This is a genomic window from Ruegeria sp. B32 (assembly GCF_025141855.1).
In the GTDB taxonomy this organism is placed as follows: Bacteria; Pseudomonadota; Alphaproteobacteria; order Rhodobacterales; family Rhodobacteraceae; genus Ruegeria; species Ruegeria arenilitoris.
Genome location: NZ_CP081106.1, coordinates 2459584 through 2478062, shown reverse-complemented (window position 1 = coordinate 2478062; position 18479 = coordinate 2459584). Strand labels below are relative to the sequence as shown.

At 61.4% G+C, this 18479-nt stretch carries 17 protein-coding genes; 11 read left to right on the top strand and 6 right to left on the bottom strand.

Going from position 1 to position 18479, the window contains the following annotated elements:
- Positions 1–6: 6 nt before the first annotated feature.
- The 11 genes from K3752_RS12555 to K3752_RS12505 all read left to right on the top strand — a co-directional run bounded on the left by K3752_RS12555 (position 7) and on the right by K3752_RS12505 (position 11858).
- Positions 7–1098 carry an energy transducer TonB gene (locus K3752_RS12555; RefSeq protein WP_260063401.1) on the top strand — a complete coding sequence of 364 codons (1092 nt, stop codon included), beginning with the start codon at positions 7–9 and terminating at the stop codon, positions 1096–1098.
- Positions 1095–2414 (top strand): Tol-Pal system beta propeller repeat protein TolB, encoded by a 1320-nt coding sequence (gene tolB, locus K3752_RS12550; protein WP_260063400.1) that lies wholly within the window; start codon positions 1095–1097, stop codon positions 2412–2414. Before K3752_RS12555 ends, tolB begins: the two co-directional genes overlap by 4 nt.
- Positions 2415–2501: 87 nt before the next feature.
- The gene (gene pal, locus K3752_RS12545; RefSeq protein WP_093962774.1) at positions 2502–3005 is read left to right on the top strand and encodes a peptidoglycan-associated lipoprotein Pal; all 504 of its coding nucleotides are present in this window, start codon (positions 2502–2504) and stop codon (positions 3003–3005) included.
- Between the two features lie 4 nt (positions 3006–3009).
- Complete coding sequence (gene ybgF / locus K3752_RS12540; RefSeq protein WP_170529286.1) at positions 3010–3840, top strand: tol-pal system protein YbgF; 831 nt, start codon at positions 3010–3012, stop codon at positions 3838–3840.
- A gap of 41 nt (positions 3841–3881) precedes the next feature.
- On the top strand, positions 3882–5090 hold the full coding sequence (gene tilS / locus K3752_RS12535; RefSeq protein WP_260063399.1) for a tRNA lysidine(34) synthetase TilS: 1209 nt from the start codon (positions 3882–3884) through the stop codon (positions 5088–5090).
- A 76-nt stretch (positions 5091–5166) separates the two neighbouring features.
- The gene (gene ftsH / locus K3752_RS12530; protein WP_093962771.1) at positions 5167–7083 is read left to right on the top strand and encodes an ATP-dependent zinc metalloprotease FtsH; all 1917 of its coding nucleotides are present in this window, start codon (positions 5167–5169) and stop codon (positions 7081–7083) included.
- Between the two features lie 107 nt (positions 7084–7190).
- Complete coding sequence (locus K3752_RS12525; protein WP_170401721.1) at positions 7191–7787, top strand: MOSC domain-containing protein; 597 nt, start codon at positions 7191–7193, stop codon at positions 7785–7787.
- A 144-nt stretch (positions 7788–7931) separates the two neighbouring features.
- On the top strand, positions 7932–9608 hold the full coding sequence (locus K3752_RS12520; RefSeq protein ID WP_260063398.1) for a formate--tetrahydrofolate ligase: 1677 nt from the start codon (positions 7932–7934) through the stop codon (positions 9606–9608).
- Between the two features lie 57 nt (positions 9609–9665).
- Positions 9666–9971, top strand: a complete 306-nt coding sequence (locus tag K3752_RS12515; RefSeq protein WP_170337522.1) for a chorismate mutase — start codon at positions 9666–9668, stop codon at positions 9969–9971.
- A gap of 53 nt (positions 9972–10024) precedes the next feature.
- Positions 10025–10915 carry a bifunctional methylenetetrahydrofolate dehydrogenase/methenyltetrahydrofolate cyclohydrolase FolD gene (gene folD / locus K3752_RS12510; RefSeq protein ID WP_093962767.1) on the top strand — a complete coding sequence of 297 codons (891 nt, stop codon included), beginning with the start codon at positions 10025–10027 and terminating at the stop codon, positions 10913–10915.
- A gap of 79 nt (positions 10916–10994) precedes the next feature.
- The gene (locus K3752_RS12505) at positions 10995–11858 is read left to right on the top strand and encodes a LytTR family DNA-binding domain-containing protein (protein WP_260063397.1); all 864 of its coding nucleotides are present in this window, start codon (positions 10995–10997) and stop codon (positions 11856–11858) included.
- A 12-nt stretch (positions 11859–11870) separates the two neighbouring features.
- Here the strand turns inward: K3752_RS12505 and pdeM are convergent, their stop codons facing one another.
- The 6 genes from pdeM to K3752_RS12475 all read right to left on the bottom strand — a co-directional run bounded on the left by pdeM (position 11871) and on the right by K3752_RS12475 (position 18478).
- Complete coding sequence (gene pdeM, locus K3752_RS12500) at positions 11871–12533, bottom strand: ligase-associated DNA damage response endonuclease PdeM (RefSeq protein WP_260063396.1); 663 nt, start codon at positions 12531–12533, stop codon at positions 11871–11873.
- A gap of 44 nt (positions 12534–12577) precedes the next feature.
- Positions 12578–14989 carry a ligase-associated DNA damage response DEXH box helicase gene (locus K3752_RS12495; protein ID WP_260063395.1) on the bottom strand — a complete coding sequence of 804 codons (2412 nt, stop codon included), beginning with the start codon at positions 14987–14989 and terminating at the stop codon, positions 12578–12580.
- A 52-nt stretch (positions 14990–15041) separates the two neighbouring features.
- A complete protein-coding gene (locus K3752_RS12490) occupies positions 15042–16349 on the bottom strand; it encodes an ATPase (RefSeq protein ID WP_093962764.1) in 1308 nt (435 codons plus the stop codon).
- Between the two features lie 117 nt (positions 16350–16466).
- Positions 16467–17012, bottom strand: a complete 546-nt coding sequence (locus K3752_RS12485) for a prepilin peptidase (protein WP_170368829.1) — start codon at positions 17010–17012, stop codon at positions 16467–16469.
- 3 nt (positions 17013–17015) lie between these two features.
- Positions 17016–17867, bottom strand: a complete 852-nt coding sequence (locus tag K3752_RS12480) for a lipopolysaccharide assembly protein LapB (protein WP_170358176.1) — start codon at positions 17865–17867, stop codon at positions 17016–17018.
- 29 nt (positions 17868–17896) lie between these two features.
- A complete protein-coding gene (locus K3752_RS12475; protein ID WP_409233601.1) occupies positions 17897–18478 on the bottom strand; it encodes a tetratricopeptide repeat protein in 582 nt (193 codons plus the stop codon).
- Position 18479 lies beyond the last annotated feature (1 nt).

Sequence of the window (18479 nt, the reverse complement as noted above, 5' to 3'; positions counted from 1 at the left end):
TGCGCGGTGGATACCGGCACCAAGATTTCGGCGATTGCCCATGTGACATTGATCGGATGGGCTCTGTTCGGCGGCACGTTCCGGTCCGAGCCACTGCCTTTTGCAGTGCAGGAGGTGTCGGTGGTTTCGGCTGAGCAATTCGCTGCCCTGACGGCGCAAAGCGATGCGCCCGAAGTTCCGACGCCCCCCAACGCATTGGAAGACCCGATCGTACAACCCCCGGCCCCCGAAGTGCCGGAGCCGTCGGTTGAAGAACAGCCGCGCCCCGAGCCGGTCACGCCACCCGAACCGGAGCCCGAGCCGCAACCCGAGGCAGTTGAGACTCCACCCGAACCCGAAGTGATCGAGCAGCCTCCGGTACTGGATGAACCGGAACCCGAGGTTGCGGTTTTGCCGGCGCTGCCCGAGTCCCAGCCCCGCCCGGCGGACAAGGTGGCCCCCGAACCCATTGCTCCTCCGCCATTGGACGCAAAGCCGGACGATATCGAAACACCGGCGGTTTCGCTGGATGAAGGTGCTGAGATCCAGCAGGAGCAGCAAGACCAGACCGCGCCCGAGGAAGCCACTGACCAGATCGTGACCGAGGCGGAAGAGGCCAAGGACCTGTCGCCACAAAGCTCGCCGCGTCCCCGGGTCCGGCCCAATCGGCCCAAGCCTGCGGAAACCGAACAGACCGCGACCGCCGATCCGGTCGAACAGGCTGCGGAACCCGACGAGGCCGCGATCAATGACGCGCTGGCCGAGGCTTTGGGCGGTTCGTCCGAGCCGTCCGGTCCGCCTCTGACCGGCGGCGAAAAGGATGCGATGCGTCTGGCTGTTTCGCGGTGCTGGAATGTGGGCTCGTTGTCGACCGATGCGCTCAAGACCGTTGTGGTGGTCGGTTTCTCGCTGAACCGCGACGGCTCGATCGTTCCCGGCAGTCTGCAGCTTCTGGATAGCTCTGGCGGCTCGGACGGGGCCGCAAAACAGGCATACGAGGCCGCCCGGCGTGCGATTTTGCGCTGTGGAGCAAAAGGATATGACCTTCCTGCTGACAAATACGAGCATTGGAAGGATATTGAGATCACCTTCAATCCCGAGAGGATGCGGATCAAATGATGAAACTTCTGACCAGCCTCTTCGTTGGCCTGACCCTTCTGTCGGCCCCCGTGTCTGCGCAAACCGGCCCACTTCGGCTGGAATTGGATGAAGGCATCATCGAACCTTTGCCATTTGCGGTGCCCAGCTTTGTACCGGACAGTCCGGCGGCCAGCCGGTTTGCGGCTGACATCAGCCGCGTCATCGCCGAGGACCTGACCGGAACCGGCCTGTTCCGTGAGATTTCGCCGGATGCATTCATCAGCCGTGTCAGCAGTTTCGAAGCACCGGTCCAATTTGCGGATTGGAAGGCGATCAATGCCGATGCGCTGGTCACCGGCGCGGTGAATGTCTCGGGCAATACCCTGTCCGTCCGGTTCCGGGTCTGGGATGTATTCTCGGGTCAGGAATTGGGCAACGGCCTGCAATTTGCCGGTACAACCGAGGGCTGGCGCCGAATGGCGCACAAGGTGGCTGACCAGGTCTACAGCCGCATTACCGGTGAGGGAGGCTATTTCGACAGCCGCGTGGCTTTTGTCTCGGAAACCGGCCCAAAGGATCAGCGCCGCAAGCGGCTGGCCATCATGGACTATGACGGGGCGAATGTTCAGTACCTGACCGACAGTGCCGCGATCGTTCTGGCCCCGCGCTTTTCGCCAACGGGCGACCGGTTGCTGTATACCAGCTATGAAAGCGGCCGGCCGCGGATTTACGTTCTGGATGTTGGCCGGGTCAAGCGGCAGGAATTGCAGACTCAGGAAGGTACGATGAGTTTCTCGCCGCGCTTTTCGCCTGATGGCCGCTCGATCGTCTACTCGCTGACGCAGGGCGGCAATACGGATCTGTGGAAAATGGATCTGGCGTCCGGGCAAAGCGTGCGCCTGACCAACACGCCCGCAATTGAAACCGCGCCCAGCTATTCGCCCGACGGATCGCGGATCGTGTTCGAGAGCGACCGGTCCGGCAGCCCTCAGCTGTACATCATGCCGGCAAATGGCGGTGAGGCGACCCGCATCAGCTTTGGCCAGGGGCGCTATGGGACGCCCGTCTGGTCACCACGCGGAGATTTGGTGGCCTTTACCAAGCAGAACAAGGGCCGGTTCCATATCGGCGTGATGCGACTGGACGGTAGCGAGGAGCGGCTGTTGACCGCCTCGTTCCTGGACGAGGGGCCCACATGGTCGCCCAATGGCCGGGTCATCATGTTTGCGCGGGAAACACAGGGCGCCAGCGGGCGTTCGACCCTGTACTCGGTCGACATTTCGGGCCGAAACCTGCGCCCCGTGCGTACCCCGGACGGTGGCAGTGACCCGTCCTGGGGGCCGCTGTTGAATTAAGAGACCGCCGGTCGGGCTGAAGTTCACAAGGCAGGCTGGCTGTGATAGATAGACGTCAATAAACAAACGGGACAAGAGGCAACAGAAATGAACGTATTGAGCAAGTTTGCGGCTCTGGGCGCACTGGCGCTGGTGGCCGCATGTACCAACAACGATCCCTCGGCTTTGGGCGGTGGCGCCGGCGGCAACGGCGCAATCGTCCCGGGTTCTCCCAGCGACCCACGTTCGCCCGCCTATTTCCAGCAGGCGATCGGTGACCGGGTCCTGTTTGCCGTGGATCAGTCCACGCTCTCGCCCGAGGCGCAGACGATCCTTCAGGGGCAGGCCCAGTGGCTGTTGGCCAATACCGACTACGTCGCCACGATCGAAGGTCACGCGGATGAACAGGGCACGCGGGAATACAACCTTGCGCTGGGCGCCCGTCGGGCGAATGCAGCGCGGGAATACCTGATTTCTCGCGGTGTGGCCGGAAACCGTCTGCAGACGATCAGCTATGGCAAGGAGCGCCCGATCGAAATCTGTAGCACCGAGGAATGCTATTCCAAGAACCGCCGAGCGGTCACCGTGCTGACCGGTTCCACAACGGGGTAACAGGATGAGAATTGCGGGATTGGTTCTGGCGGCGGCTTTGACCCTTGCCAGCGGCGCGCAAGCGCAGGACCAGCAGACTCTGGCCGATATCCGCCAGGAACTGACGGTGCTGCATGTCGAGATCCAACGGCTCAAGCGCGAGTTTTCCACGACAGGCTCGCCCGCGCCGAACCTGTCCGGCAGTTCGATACTGGAACGCGTTGACGCCATCGAGGCCGAGTTGCAGAGGCTGACCCGGCAGACCGAGCAGCTGAATCAGCGTGTTCAGAATGTCGTGACGGACGGAACCAACCGGATCGGAGATCTGGAGTTCCGTCTCTGCGAACTGGAACCCGGTTGCGAGTTCACCGGCGAAGACACACCGACATTGGGTGGAGATAGCGACACAGCGGCCATCACCGCTCCGGTGACGACGCCCGGCGATGCCACTGACGGCGACCAGGTCGAACTGGCCGTAGGTGAACAAGCCGATTTTGATGCCGCGTCGCAAGCCCTTGCGGACGGCGATTTCCAGACGGCGGCCGATCTTTTTGCGCAATTTGACAGCGCGTATCCCGGCAGCCCGCTGGCCCCCGAAGCCAACCTGAGGCGAGGGCAGGCCCTGGAAGGGCTGGGTGATACCCGCGAGGCGGCCCGGGCTTTCCTTGCCAGCTTTACTGGCGATTCCGAAGGGCCGGTGGCCCCCGAGGCCTTGTACGAACTTGGGGCAGCATTGGGCCGGTTGGGCCAGGTTGACCAGGCTTGTATCACGCTTGGAGAAGTCGGCGTCCGGTTCCCGTCGTCGGCCTTTGTGGCCACGGCAACCGAGGAAATGGCGTCGCTGAGCTGTTCTTGAGCTCATCAGCCGACACCCTTCCGAAGCGCGTCAGGGCACTGTTGCCCGAAACGCTTCCGTCGCGACTGGGCGTGGCCGTGTCCGGTGGAAGCGACTCGCTTGCATTGCTGCATCTTTTGGTCCGGATCGCCCGGGATGAAGATGTTCGGCTGTTTGCGGCCACTGTCGACCACGGCCTGAGGCCGGATGCGGCCGCCGAGGCCGCCAGTGTTTCCGAGACATGCGCACATTTGGGCGTGTCCCATGTCACTCTGAAATGGACGGGATGGGACCGGTCGGGAAACCTGCAGGATCAGGCACGGCAGGCGCGCTACGGCCTGCTGCGGGACTGGGCGGTGTCGCAGGACATTCCCGCGGTCGCTCTGGGGCATACCGCAGATGATCAGGCGGAAACCGTGTTGATGCGTCTCGGGCGCGCCGCTGGCGTGCGCGGATTGTCGGCCATGTCTTTTGCGCGCGATCTGGACGGGGTCACGCTATGGCGACCTGTGCTGGGTGAAACGCGTACCGCTTTGCGGGACTACTTGCGGGCTGAGGGGGTGCGATGGATCGAAGACCCTTCGAATCAGGACCTGCGCTTTGACCGGATCAAGGCCCGCGAGGCGTTGGGCCATCTGTCCGGCTTGGGGATTACGGCTGAAACTTTGTCCCGCGTTGCCGCGAACCTCGGGCGTGCGAACCGGGCGCTTGAGCATTTTGCGCAGGAATCCGCCCGCCGTGTTGCGAAAGAGAAAGCCTGTGCGGTGCGTGTGGATCGCGCCGGTTTTGGCGCGCTGCCTGAAGAAATACAGCGCCGGCTTGTTGTCGGGATCCTCCAGCGGATCACGGGTCCGGGGTACCCGCCGCGGCAAAGCAAAGTCGAGCAGGTCGTACAGGCCGTTATTGCGGGACGTTCGTCGACGCTGAGCGGTTGTCAAATCCTGACGGACGGGAATAGTTCGTGGTTTTGCAGAGAGCTGACCGCCGTTTCGGCATGCGTGGCCCGACCGGCCGAACTCTGGGATGGGCGTTGGATCGCGACAGGGCCGGACACGCCCGGAGCACAGATCCGTGCGCTTGGCGAGACCGGGTTGCCACAAGTACCCGACTGGCGCGCGACAGGGGTGCCGCGCATGGTGCTGATGGCCACGCCCGCCGTTTGGCTGGGCGACCAAATCGTGTCCGCGCCATTTGCCGGTTTTTTGAACGGATGGACGTTTGAAATGGACCCGAAATTCCCCGAGCTTTCGGCTTCTTTTTTATCGCATTGAACCTGCTTCAATCATCTCTATTTTAAGAGGCAACCCGGCAGCGCCTCATCTGCCGATGTCTTTTGGGAGAATTTTCTTGGGCAACGCTCGCAATATAGCCTTCTGGGTCGTTCTCTTCCTGTTGATCCTTGCACTGTTCAATCTGTTCAGCGGACCGGGAGGAACCCTCCAGAGCAATGAAAAAACCTATTCGGATTTCGTAAGCGCCGTCGAAGCAGGCGACGTAAAAGGCGTGACGCTGGATGGTGAGCAGATCCGTTACACAACCAGTTCCGGCGGGAATTTCGTCACGATCAAGCCCGGTGATGCCGAAGTCACCAAGCTGCTGATCGAGAAAGACATCCCCGTGCGGGCGGAAAAGCAACAGCAATCGGGTTTCCAGTCTTTCCTGATCACGCTGCTGCCGTTCCTGCTGCTGATCGGTGTCTGGGTCTATTTCATGAACCGGATGCAGGGCGGTGGCAAAGGCGGTGCCATGGGCTTTGGCAAGTCCAAGGCCAAGATGCTGACCGAAAAGCACGGCCGCGTGACCTTTGACGACGTGGCGGGCATCGACGAGGCCAAGGAAGAGTTGGAAGAGATCGTCGAATTCCTGCGCAACCCGCAGAAATTCTCGCGCCTTGGCGGCAAGATCCCGAAAGGTGCGCTGCTGGTTGGCCCTCCGGGCACCGGCAAGACGCTGCTGGCCCGTGCGATTGCAGGCGAGGCCGGCGTTCCGTTCTTCACCATTTCCGGTTCGGACTTCGTGGAAATGTTCGTGGGTGTGGGCGCTTCCCGCGTGCGCGACATGTTCGAACAGGCCAAGAAGAACGCGCCCTGCATCGTGTTCATCGACGAGATCGACGCCGTTGGCCGCCATCGTGGTGCCGGATATGGCGGGGGCAACGACGAACGCGAACAGACCCTGAACCAGCTTCTGGTCGAGATGGACGGGTTCGAGGCAAACGAGGGCGTCATCATCCTGGCTGCAACCAACCGCAAGGACGTGCTCGACCCGGCGCTGCTGCGCCCGGGCCGCTTTGACCGTCAGGTGACCGTCGGCAACCCGGACATCAAAGGTCGCGAAAAGATTCTTGGCGTTCACGCCCGCAAGACGCCTTTGGGTCCGGATGTCGATCTGCGCATCATCGCGCGCGGCACACCCGGCTTCTCGGGGGCTGACCTTGCCAACCTTGTTAACGAAGCCGCGCTGATGGCCGCACGTGTCGGTCGGCGCTTTGTCACCATGGAGGATTTCGAGAACGCCAAGGACAAGGTGATGATGGGGGCCGAGCGCCGTTCGATGGTGCTGACCCAGGATCAGAAGGAAAAGACCGCCTATCACGAGGCCGGCCATGCCGTGGTCGGCATGACCCTTCCGTTGTGCGATCCGGTCTACAAGGCCACGATCATCCCGCGCGGCGGCGCGCTGGGCATGGTGGTCAGCCTGCCCGAGATGGACCAGCTGAACTATCACCGGGACGAATGTGAGCAGAAGCTGGCCATGACCATGGCGGGCAAGGCGGCTGAGGTCATCAAATACGGTGAAGATCACGTCTCGAACGGCCCGGCCGGTGACATCATGCAGGCCAGCCAGTTGGCGCGGGCCATGGTGATGCGTTGGGGCATGTCCGACAAGGTCGGCAACATCGACTATGCCGAAGCGCATGAGGGCTATCAGGGCAACACGGCTGGGTTCTCGGTTTCGGCCCATACCAAGGAACTGATCGAGGAAGAGGTCAAACGGCTGATCCAGCAGGGATATGACCGCGCCCATCAGATCCTGACCGAACACAAGGAAGAATGGGAGCGTCTGGCTCAGGGCCTGCTTGAATACGAAACTCTGACGGGTGACGAAATCAAGCGCGTCATGAATGGCGAACCGCCGAATGAGAGTGACGACGAAAGCGACAAGTCCGATCACGGCAATGCCGCGAGCGTGACGGCGATTCCCAAGACCAAGGTCAAGAAGACCCCGCCCGAGGGCGGGATGGAGCCTGAACCTTCGGCATGACGCAAGAGACCCGGCCCCAGAGCCGGGTCTTTTCTTTTCGGCCTTTTCATCAGGGCAGCGAGCGTTAGGCTGCAGCGAACTTTGATCCGCTGTCGAAAGGAAATAGCATGCCTGTCCTGCGTGAAACCGAATTCAAGGCCCGGGTCGTCTGGTTGGGCCACGTTCCCGCCGGGCAATCCCTGCGGGCTCAGCCGGTGCCGCAGCTCGACCTTGGGTTCTCGGGCGACATTGGCGCGCGTCATGAAGGACTCAATCGACCATCCTGCGTGCGGGTCAAGAACCTGTACCCGGAAGGCACCGAAATCCGTAACGTGCGACAGCTGACGATCCTGGCTGCCGAGGAAATGGCGGCCATTGCTTCTGACATGGGCGTGGACCGTCTGGATCCGGCCCTTTTGGGTGCAAGTATCGTTGTCGAGGGCATTCCGGATTTCACGCATGTTCCGCCCTCGTCTCGGCTGCAGGCGGATACGGGATTGACCCTGACCGTCGATATGGAGAACCGCCCTTGTGTCCTGCCCGGACGTGAAATCGAAGCAGAGTCACCGGGGCACGGCGCCCGCTTCAAACCGGCCGCACAGGGCCGGCGCGGGGTGACCGCTTGGATCGAACGGCCGGGGCTTCTGAGGCTCGGAGACAGTCTGACCCTGTTCGTCCCCGATCAGCGCGCATGGAACCCAAAGCAGACGGCGGTTTCCGATTAGATACGTCCGAACAAGTCCTACGCCGTTTCGCGGCCTGAAAATGTCGGAATCCACATCCATTCAAACCGTACACAACGGTATGGATTTGACAGCACCGACGCGCGGCGTCGGTTTTGCACGGAATTCAATCAGGGATCTTGCCCAATGAGCTACAAATCCGACATTGAAATCGCTCGCGAGGCGAACAAGAAGCCAATCCAGGAGATTGGTGCAAAAATCGGCATCTCGAGCGACGACCTGCTGCCATACGGCCATGACAAGGCCAAGGTAAGCCAGAACTTCATCAACTCGGTCCAGGACCGCGAAGATGGCAAGCTGATCCTTGTGACTGCAATCAACCCGACGCCTGCGGGCGAGGGCAAGACCACCACCACCGTCGGTCTGGGCGACGGCCTGAACCGCATCGGCAAGAATGCGATGATCTGCATCCGCGAGGCCTCGCTTGGTCCGAACTTCGGCATGAAGGGGGGGGCCGCGGGCGGTGGCTATGCGCAGGTCGTTCCGATGGAAGAGATGAACCTGCACTTCACCGGTGACTTCCACGCCATCACCTCGGCCCACTCGCTGCTGTCGGCGATGATCGACAACCACATCTATTGGGGCAACGAGCTGGAAATCGATACCCGCCGCGTCGTTTGGCGCCGGGTCGTCGACATGAACGACCGCGCCCTGCGCCAGATCACGGCCTCTTTGGGGGGCGTGTCGAACGGTTTCCCGCGTGAAGCAGGTTTCGACATTACCGTTGCGTCCGAGGTCATGGCGATCCTGTGCCTGGCCAACGACCTGAAGGATCTTGAAAAGCGCCTGGGCGACATCATCGTGGCCTACCGCCGTGACAAGACCCCGGTTTATTGCCGCGACATCAAGGCCGAAGGCGCGATGACCGTTCTTCTGAAAGACGCGATGCAGCCCAACCTGGTGCAGACGCTGGAAAACAACCCGGCCTTCGTGCATGGCGGCCCGTTTGCCAACATCGCGCATGGCTGCAACTCGGTCATCGCGACCAAGACCGCGCTGAAGGTAGCCGACTATGTCGTGACCGAGGCCGGTTTCGGGGCCGATCTGGGCGCGGAGAAGTTCATGAACATCAAGTGCCGCAAGGCAGGCATTGCGCCGTCGGCCGTGGTGCTGGTTGCAACGGTTCGCGCGATGAAGATGAATGGCGGCGTGGCCAAGGCCGATCTGGGCGCGGAAAACGTCGACGCGGTAAAGTCGGGCTGTGCCAACCTGGGCCGCCATATTGAGAACGTGAAATCCTTCGGCGTGCCGGTCGTCGTGGCGATCAACCACTTTGTCACCGATACCGATGCCGAGGTTCAGGCGGTCAAGGACTACTGCGCCGAACATGGGGTTGAGGCGGTTCTGTCGCGGCATTGGGAACTGGGCTCGGAAGGATCTGCAGATCTGGCAAAAAAAGTCGTTGAACTGGCTGATGCCGGTACCGCGAATTTTGCGCCGATCTACCCTGACGAAATGTCCCTGTTCGAGAAGATCGAGACCATCGCCAAGCGCATCTACCGCGCCGACGAGGTTCTGGCCGATGCCAAGATCCGCAACCAGTTGAAGGAATGGGAAGGCGCCGGATACCGCAATCTGCCGGTCTGCATGGCCAAGACACAGTATTCCTTCTCGACCGATCCGTCGCTGCGCGGCGCGCCCACCGGCCACTCGGTTCCGGTGCGCGAGGTGCGCCTGTCGGCGGGTGCCGGCTTTATCGTGGTGGTCTGCGGTGAGATCATGACCATGCCCGGTCTGCCCCGCAAACCGGCGGCTGAGACAATCCGCCTCAACGACGAAGGGCAGATCGAGGGCTTGTTCTAAGCCGCTGAATAAGACATCTCGTGGTCCGGGGAATCCCCGGGCCATGAGGAGATTGCGATGCCCACTCTGACACTGCCGCAGGACTGTCATTCCATGCAGGAATTGCGGGTTCAGATCGACAAGCTGGACCGCCAACTGATCGAACTGTTGGCGACGCGCGCAACCTACATCGATCGCGCGTCCGAATTGAAACCGGGCGAGGGCCTGCCGGCCCGAATTCCCGAGCGTGTCGAGGATGTGGTGCAAAAGGTGCGTTCGAACTCGGTTGAGGTGGGCATGGACCCCGATCTGACCGAAAGGCTTTGGCGCATCTTGATTGATTGGTCGATTGCGCGCGAGGAGAACGTGCTCGGCCCCGACTGATTGACCGGGCGCCCTTCGCGCCCGATCCGCTTTTTGAAAGAAGGGATCAAAGGATGGTAGCTCAAGTCATCGACGGCAAGGCCTTTGCGGCCAAGGTCCGCGCGCAAGTCGCCGACCAGGTTGCAAAACTCAAGGAAGAAAACGGCATCACCCCCGGTCTGGCAGTAGTCTTGGTCGGCGAAGATCCGGCCAGCCAGGTCTATGTCCGATCGAAGGGCAAGATGACTGTCGAAGTGGGCATGAACTCATACGAGCACAAGCTGGATGCCGACACGTCCGAGGCAGATCTGCTGGCCTTGATCGAGAAGCTGAACAACGATCCCGCGGTGCATGGCATTCTGGTCCAGCTTCCGCTGCCCAAACATCTGAATGAGGATTTGGTGATCAACTCGATCGACCCGGCCAAGGATGTCGACGGGTTCCACATCTCGAATGTGGGTCTGTTGGGCACCGGTCAGAAATCCATGGTTCCCTGCACGCCGTTGGGCTGCCTGATGATGCTGCGCGATCATCATGGCTCGTTGTCCGGCATGGATGCGGTGGTGATCGGCCGGTCGAACATCGTGGGCAAGCCGATGGCCCAATTGCTGCTGGGCGACAGCTGCACCGTGACCATCGCGCACAGCCGTACCAAGGACTTGCCCGATGTCGTGCGTCGCGCCGATATCGTTGTGGCCGCCGTGGGCCGCCCCGAGATGGTGCCTGGCGACTGGATCAAGGAGGGCGCCACCGTCATCGACGTTGGCATCAACCGGATCGAGCGCGATGGAAAAACCAAGCTGGTCGGCGACGTGGATTACGCCAGCGCGGCCGAGCGCGCAGGTGCTATTACACCGGTTCCCGGTGGCGTTGGTCCGATGACCATCGCCTGCCTGTTGGCCAACACTCTGACGGCCTGTTGCCGGTCGAACGGCCTGCCCGAGCCAGAAGGCCTGACAGCCTGACCACTGGCGGCCTTGGGGCGGAGCTTCCGCCCCGGGCCCAACGTGGAGATGAAGCGACCCCCGCCAGCACGCCGCAAACGTGTTTGATTGTCTGACATTTCGTGATAAGCTTGAGTTTCCAGCCGGTTACGAAGTGAATAAGTGGGCGTCTGAGGGACAAGGGCTGGGTCCCGAAAGGCTGCTCATTGATTTTGATATGTTGTCAAAACTGAGCCCATTCATTGCAGAATGCACGCCTCAGAGGGTGGTCGCCGGTATTCTGTTCATCCCGTTGCTCGCCTATACTTTTCCACCGTTCCGAGAAATGGATCTGCCCTTCTCCGTACGTCTGGCGTTCTGGGCAGGAGTGATGATTCTGGCGGTTGTGGCAACGTGGGGGTCTCGGCAGTTGGTGAAGGATCGTCTGGACCATGTCGGACTGACGGTCCGGGACGTGGCGTTTGCCTTGGTGATCCTTGTATTGTTCACGCCTACGTTGTGGATCCTGACGTGGATCCTGTGCGCTGCCAGCGGCCACGATGCCCCCGGTTTGCTGGCGGTTGGCACCTACGGTGCGCTGTTTAGCACAGGTCTGGTTCTGGTCAGCAAAGGCGAAGCCCCGCCTGAAAATGACGAAGTCATCGAAGCACCCCAACCCCGTTTGGTGAGCCGCCTGCCGGACGGTTTTCGTGGTGATATCCTGCGGCTTGCGGTCCGGGATCACTACGTTGATGTGGTGACCACCAGCGGAACCTTTACGATCCGGTCGCGCTTTACTGACGCGATTGCTGAGATGGAGCCGATTTCGGGCCATTGTACCCACAGATCCCATTGGGTTTCGGACGCGGCCATTCTGGAAATTCAGAAAAACAACGGCAAAACCTACCTGCGCCTTCGGAACGATGATCTGGTTCCCGTCAGCCGCAAATACAAACCCAAACTGGAAGAAGACGGTGTGATCTGAACCAGCTGTCGGCTAACGCGGCATCAACGTCAGCTGTGGCTGCGGGCCCGTCAGAATGGCACGGGCGTCCGGCTGCATCAACTGAGACAACGCGGTATCCGAGCTGCGCAGCCCTCCAGTATATGTCCCATAAGCCGGCATGATCACCCGACACCGGTCAAACAAAAATGCCGGGCGCGAGATCATGCGGCCCGGCGCATTGAGCCGGACCTTGGGGTGAAAATGCCCTGAAACTTCGCCTTGCGCGTCGGGTTCCGCTATATGGCGGAAGACCAGCACGTCTTGGCTCCACTCGGCCAGATGGGTGCCGCTCAGCGCGACGGGACCCGGATCATGGTTGCCCTCTATCCAGATCCACAGCCGCCCGGCCTGCAGCGCAGAAATCTCGAGCCGATCTGCATCGCTCAGCGTTTCCGAGGCTTCGAGATCATCGAAACTGTCCCCCAAGCAAACCACCGTCTTGGCGCCGGTCGTGTCCAGATCGGCGGCCAGCCGGGACAGCGTCTCTCGGTTGTCATAAGGGGGCAGGGCCGGTCCGCCCCGCCGAACGACCCGAGATGACTTGCCCAAGTGCAGGTCCGAAACACAAAGAAGATCGTGCGCCGGCCACCAAAGTGCGCCCGATCCCATGGCGCGCAGCCGGGCACCCGCAAACGAAAATTCAAGGCCGTTCATGGTCCGTTCTTTGCCTGTCGGGACGTGATTTGCAAGTCGTTTCTTCAGGCGGGTTCCAGGCCGGCGTCGCGCAACAAACGGGCGCTTTCTTCGGCCAGCAGCCGCTCTTCGGCCGCGCCCTTAACTGGAACCTTTCCCACCTCGAGCAGCAACGGCGCCGCCAGCGGTGACACCCGGTCCAGCCGGATCAGGTCGATCCGGTCGCCGATGCGCGCGATCATGGCCTCGATCCGTCCGAAATCGACCAGCCCGCGCATGGCTTCTTCGCGGGTGATCTGCATCAGCAGGTGGTCAGGGTCGTATTTCAGCAGCGTGTCGTACAGGATGTCCGACGAAAAGGTCGCCTGTCGCCCGCTTTTGCGTTGGCCACCTGTGTTGCGCTCGATCAGCCCGGCGATGGTGGCCGACGCGCGGAAGGTGCGTTTCATCACCGCGTTGCCCGCCAGCCAGTTGTCCAGCCCGTCGCGCAGGGCCTCGATCTGGAACAGGGGGCTGGGGTCGGTCACCGCGTCCAGTCCCCAGATCAGCGTGGCATAGTCGGTCGCGACAAAGCCCAGCGGGGCCAGCCCGGTTTCCTCCATCCGTTTGGTCAGCAGCAGACCCAGCGTCTGTTGTGCGTTGCGTCCGGCAAAGCCGTAGACGCACAGGTTTTCCCGGCCGTCATTAGGAAAGCTCTCGATCAACAGCCGGTCACGCCCGGGCAGCCGCGACATCCGGCGCTGCAGTTCCAGCCATTCACCCGTATGTTCGGGCAGTTGCGGCCAGCCGGGTTGTGCGAACATCCGCAGGATGCGGTCGCTCAGTTGGGTCGAAGTGGCGAACTTGGTGCCCGAGAAGGTGGCGATCTTGGGCTTTTTGTCCGCACGGCGCGTGACCTCGACAACCGTTTCGCGCAGCCCTTCATAGCGCACGATCTGACCGCCGATCAGGAAGGTGTCGCCGGGGGTCAGCGATGCGGCAAAGGCCTCTTCGACCTCGCCCAAGGGTTTGCCGCCCCGGTTTCGCTTCAGCCTGACCTTCAGGGTATCGCTGTCCTGGATCGTGCCCAGGTTCATGCGGATGCGTTGCGCCGCGCGCGGGTCACGCAGCTGCCACAACCCGTCGGGGCGCTGTTGCAGGCGCTGCCAGCGGTCATAGGCCCGCAGCGCATAGCCACCGGTGGCGCAGAACTCCAGACAGGCATCGAAGGCCGCGCGGGACAGATCGGCATAAGGACCGGCCGAGGTGACCTCGGCATACAGGGCATCGGCATCGAACGGCCCGGCGCAGGCCGCGATCAGGATGTGTTGGCACAAGACGTCACGCGGGCCGGGGCCGCGCGGTTCGCCGTCCAGATCGTGCGCGCGTGCGGCCTCCAGTGCGGCGACGCATTCGACCACCTCGAACCGGTTGGCTGGCACAAGCAGAGCCTTGGACGGCGCGTTGTAGCGGTGGTTGGCCCGCCCGATCCGCTGGACCAGGCGCTTGACGTTTTTGGGGGCGCCGATCTGGATCACAAGGTCCACGTCGCCCCAATCGATTCCCAGATCAAGGCTGCCGGTGCAGACGATGGCGCGCAGGTCGCCACGGACCATTGCCGCCTCGACCCGTTCGCGCTGTTGCCGGTCGAGGCTGCCATGGTGGATGCCGATGGGCAGGCCTTCGTCATTGGCCAGCCACAGGTTGTGAAAGAAGATCTCGGCCTGAGCGCGGGTGTTGTGGAAGATCAGCGTTGTCTTGTGCTGCCGGACCTGCTCCAGCACCGCCGGGATGGCATAGGCCGCGCCGCCCCCGGCCCAGGGCGGCATTTCGGCCGTTTGCAACATGGCGATATCGGGGTCGGGGCCGGGGTCGGCCAGAACGATGTCGCAAGGGTCGGGGTGGCGGGCCAGAAAGCGCGCGATAGCGTCCGGGTCCTCGACCGTCGCCGACAGGCCCACACGCCGCAGATCGGGGCACAGGGTCTGAAGGCGGGCTAGCGCCAGCATCAACTGGTCGCCCCGCTTGCTGTCTGCCAACGCATGTATCTCGTCCACGATCACGCGCTGGACGCCCTGAAACATGCGCGGTGCATCTTCGTAGGACGTCAGCAGCGCCAGGCTTTCCGGAGTCGTCAGTAGGATATGCGGCGGGTCTACGCGCTGGCGTTTCTTCTGGGTGGGGGTGGTATCGCCGGTGCGGTCCTCGATCCGGATCGGCAAGCCCATCTCGTCGGCCGGGCCGCGCAGGTTGCGCTTGATGTCGGCGGCCAGCGCTTTGAGCGGCGAGACATAGATCGTGTGCAGCCCCGCGTGCCGCCCCTCGGCCAGTTCGATCAGCGAGGGCAGGAACCCGGCCATCGTCTTGCCGCCGCCCGTGGGCGCGATCAACAGCGTCGCCGGGGCCCGCGCCCGGTCGATCATGGCCTGTTGATGCGGGTGGATGGACCAACCCCTGGCGGTAAACCAGGTGTCAATCCGGGTGGGAATCTGCGTCATATGCGCAGACTAGCTCGCCCGGTGACAAAGCGGAATGCGGTTTGGGCCCGTCTTACTTAACGATTTCCTCGTCCTTGACGAACATGTTCGCCCAGGCGCGGTCGATCAATTCCGGGCTCATTTGATAGGGGATGCCCTCGAATTCGCAGATCGAGATCATCTGATCGATCAGGAAGATCGGCTGATAGTTCGCATAGACATTGTTGATGGTCGGATACTTGACCTTCAGCAGATGCACCAGTGCGGCCTCGTCCAACGGAATGCCGCGCTTGCGGGCCACCATGGCGAAGATCTTCAGGAAGTTTTCCTGGTTCGGGCCGTCGATCTTGATCTTGAAGAAGATCCGGCGAAGCGCGGCCTGGTCGAAGATCTCGTTCGGGTGGAAGTTGGTCGAGAAGATGACCAGCGTGTCGAAGGGAACTTCGAACTTTTCACCCGACTGAAGGCCCAGAATGTCCTTGCCCTCTTCCAGCGGAACAATCCACCGGTTGATCAGGGCCTGCGGCGGCTCGGCCTGGCGGCCAAGGTCGTCCACGATGAAGATGCCGCCGGTCGATTTCAGCTGCAGCGGCGCCTGATAGGTGCGCGCCGTGGGGTTGTAGACCAGGTCCAGCATGCTCAGCGACAGTTCACCACCCGTGACCACCGTGGGGCGTTCACACTGGACGTACCGCGTGTCGAACCGCTTGCGGCGGCGCAGGCTGTTCGGGTCGTCAGCCTCTTGCTCGATCGCTGTGTGCACGATCGGGTCGTACACGGTAATCACCTGACCGGCATATTCGATGGCATACGGAACAAAGACGTTGTCACCCAACGCATCCCGAATTCCGTTTGAAATCGAAGACTTACCGTTACCCGGCGGGCCGTACATCAGGATCGAGCGACCGGCGCTGACCGCAGGGCCCAGGTGGTCAAGCAGGCTGTCCGGCAGGACAAGGTGCCCCATGGCGCCGGTCAGCTGATCGCGCGTGACTTGGATGTTCCGGATCGACTGTCGTTTGACCTGCTCGCGGTAGACTTCCAGCGGAACGGGCATGGCGCCAAAGTATTCGGATTGGCTCAGCGCGTCCAACGCCCGTGCCTTGCCGGCGTCGGTTAGCTGATAGCCCATTTCGTTGCCGCTGTTGGCGTTCAATGTCCCAGTCGCCTCAAGCAGCTTCTGTTCGCGGGCGATGTCGACCAATTCCTGCGTCACCGAACTCGGCAGACAGATCGAGGCGGCGATCTCGCTCACCGTGTCCACATTCTTGCGGAAAACGGTCTTCAGAAGGATGTCCCGCATCATAACCAGCGGAAGCTGCATTTCCCCCAGACCCTTCGGGGCAGGAGGAGCCATAACGGATGAGGTCTGCATGTTCATGAGCGCGGCTCGTCTATCCAGTTGTCAATCCTTGTGTCCCGAAAGGGACCACTTGCGGAAAATCTGGCGCAGCTTTGTGGCAGGACCAAGGCGCGGGCAAGGCGCAGACATGATGGTTTACGAGCCGTTAATTGCGCCCAAAATCAAATAGATGCCAAGACTCGCACCCAAGGCCAGCCCCATGGGGAATTTCTTGCCCTGATCCCAGCTTTCCCAGTTCGGAGCGATCTGGCGCAGGCGGGAGTATTTGGCCAGCCGATGGGTGGCAAACGCGGCCAGCGTCGTGACCATCAGAATCACCATCACCAGCAAGAAATCACCAACCCATACGAACGGAGCCGCAGCCGCGCAGAACTTGGCGTCGCCCGCACCCATGGCGCCTGCGGCATTGAGAAGAATGCCAAAAAACAGCACGACCACCAGATGGAACAGCTGCCAGGCATAGACCGGCAGAGAAAACTGCAAGGGCCCGATGCTGGCCCCAACCCATTCGCCCGACCAAGGTGGCAGCACAATCAGCCCGACCACCACAAAAACCAGCGCCAGAGCTGTGACCGCATGGTTCTTGATCTTCATTTCCCGCATGTCGGTGAACGCGACATAGAAACAGATGGGCAACACAAATGGTAGAAACCACAGGGCTGCCACTGCAGGAATTGCCATGCCTTATGCTTCCTCGAGCGCGCGGAGCGACCGGACCGCTTCGTCGAAATGCTGCGGATGGGTGGCGATGGCTTCACGGAACAGGTTCTTGGCAGTGTTGATGTCACCGCGCTTCACGGCCGAGATGCCCATCGTGTTCAAGAGTTCCGCACGTTCGGTCTGGGACATCGGGATCACCGGCATGGAATAATTCCCCTGGGCCGAGCGGGCAAGAACCAGATTGTTCTTTGCCGTGAACAGTGAACTGTCCTGTCGGATGGCTTCGGTGAACAGGCGTTCGGCCTCAGAGTATTGGCCACGGGTCAACTTGGAATACCCCCAGTTGTTCATCACGCCGGCCGGCCGTGTGGTCAGCCCGATTGCGGTTTCATAGAACTGGTCCGCACGCTTCCAATCCTTGCTGGCGTCTGCCACCAAGGCTTCAAGCCGATAGCGTTTGAACGTCTCGTAGGTCGGGGGGATCTGGTCCAGCGCTGCCTTTGCCGCCTTCCAATCACCACTGCGGACCAACGAGTCCGCATAATCGACGCGATCCGCGTTCGTTGCACCGGACATCGCGGTCACGCGCTTCCAGGCGGCCGATGCTTCGGTGCTTCGCTTGGCGCGGGTCAGCGAAATGGCAAGGCCGCGCTGCAAATCGATCCGATCTGGATTCTTACCGGCTGCTCCACGGAAATAGGTCACTGCCTCGTTCGGGTCAGCCGCATTGAGCATCACGTCGTTGAGGTTCGTCTCATCGATGACGTTCACTTCCTGGAACGTGCGTTCGACTTTTTCCTCTTCGGTTTCTTTTGCGCATGCAGACAGGATCAGCCCGCACACGACGACTGTCGGAATCAGGAATTGTTGGCGCATTTTTGCGTCCCTTACTGCTCTTGCCTCTGTTACTGGTTCTTCCGCAGCAGGAAAGCTCCGTTCCCTTGCTGCTCCAGCGTATATTCTTGTTCTTGTGGTGTATTATTAACAGGATTTTCCATTTTTGCGAGCGCTAAGCGAAGATTGTCACGGATTGCGTCACTTTCGCCATTGTCCAGCGCATAAGCCCTTTGGAAGACCTGCGCGGCCTCGGCATACTCACCTTTTTCCATCAGCAGAACGCCGAGATTGTTCCACGCAACCGACCAATCCGGGTCTTCTTCGACTGCTTGTCGCAAGAGGGGTTCGGCTTGTCCCAGCCGCCTGAGGCCGAGATTGGCAGTTCCGATCGAGGTCAGGATTTCCGGGGTCATTCCTTCCGTTAGGGCCGCGCGGGTGAATGATTCCATGGCCAGTTCGTATTCTTTGGCTGCCATCAATCTGTTCCCGACAGCAATTTCGTCAATCGGCCCACCTTTGGGGTCGACGCCGGGGGCAAAAGGCCCGTTCGAAAGACCTGGGTCCGTACACGAAGCCACCACGGCAAGAACCGCGGTGGCTATCATCAGGCGGTGGAACCCGAAGCGGGCGCACCGGTTGCGTGAGGGCATG

What these genes read in the sequence shown, in the direction of transcription:
- K3752_RS12525 (WP_170401721.1), top strand. Translation starts at nt 7,191, where the DNA reads ATGCCTGTCCTGCGTGAAACCGAATTCAAGGCCCGGGTCGTCTGGTTG.
- K3752_RS12520 (WP_260063398.1), top strand. Translation starts at nt 7,932, where the DNA reads ATGAGCTACAAATCCGACATTGAAATCGCTCGCGAGGCGAACAAGAAG.
- tolB (WP_260063400.1), top strand. Translation starts at nt 1,095, where the DNA reads ATGATGAAACTTCTGACCAGCCTCTTCGTTGGCCTGACCCTTCTGTCG.
- K3752_RS12485 (WP_170368829.1), bottom strand. Translation starts at nt 17,012, where the DNA reads ATGGCAATTCCTGCAGTGGCAGCCCTGTGGTTTCTACCATTTGTGTTG.
- K3752_RS12490 (WP_093962764.1), bottom strand. Translation starts at nt 16,349, where the DNA reads ATGAACATGCAGACCTCATCCGTTATGGCTCCTCCTGCCCCGAAGGGT.
- folD (WP_093962767.1), top strand. Translation starts at nt 10,025, where the DNA reads ATGGTAGCTCAAGTCATCGACGGCAAGGCCTTTGCGGCCAAGGTCCGC.
- ybgF (WP_170529286.1), top strand. Translation starts at nt 3,010, where the DNA reads ATGAGAATTGCGGGATTGGTTCTGGCGGCGGCTTTGACCCTTGCCAGC.
- pal (WP_093962774.1), top strand. Translation starts at nt 2,502, where the DNA reads ATGAACGTATTGAGCAAGTTTGCGGCTCTGGGCGCACTGGCGCTGGTG.
- K3752_RS12475 (WP_409233601.1), bottom strand. Translation starts at nt 18,478, where the DNA reads ATGCCCTCACGCAACCGGTGCGCCCGCTTCGGGTTCCACCGCCTGATG.
- pdeM (WP_260063396.1), bottom strand. Translation starts at nt 12,533, where the DNA reads ATGAACGGCCTTGAATTTTCGTTTGCGGGTGCCCGGCTGCGCGCCATG.
- K3752_RS12480 (WP_170358176.1), bottom strand. Translation starts at nt 17,867, where the DNA reads ATGCGCCAACAATTCCTGATTCCGACAGTCGTCGTGTGCGGGCTGATC.
- K3752_RS12515 (WP_170337522.1), top strand. Translation starts at nt 9,666, where the DNA reads ATGCCCACTCTGACACTGCCGCAGGACTGTCATTCCATGCAGGAATTG.
- K3752_RS12495 (WP_260063395.1), bottom strand. Translation starts at nt 14,989, where the DNA reads ATGACGCAGATTCCCACCCGGATTGACACCTGGTTTACCGCCAGGGGT.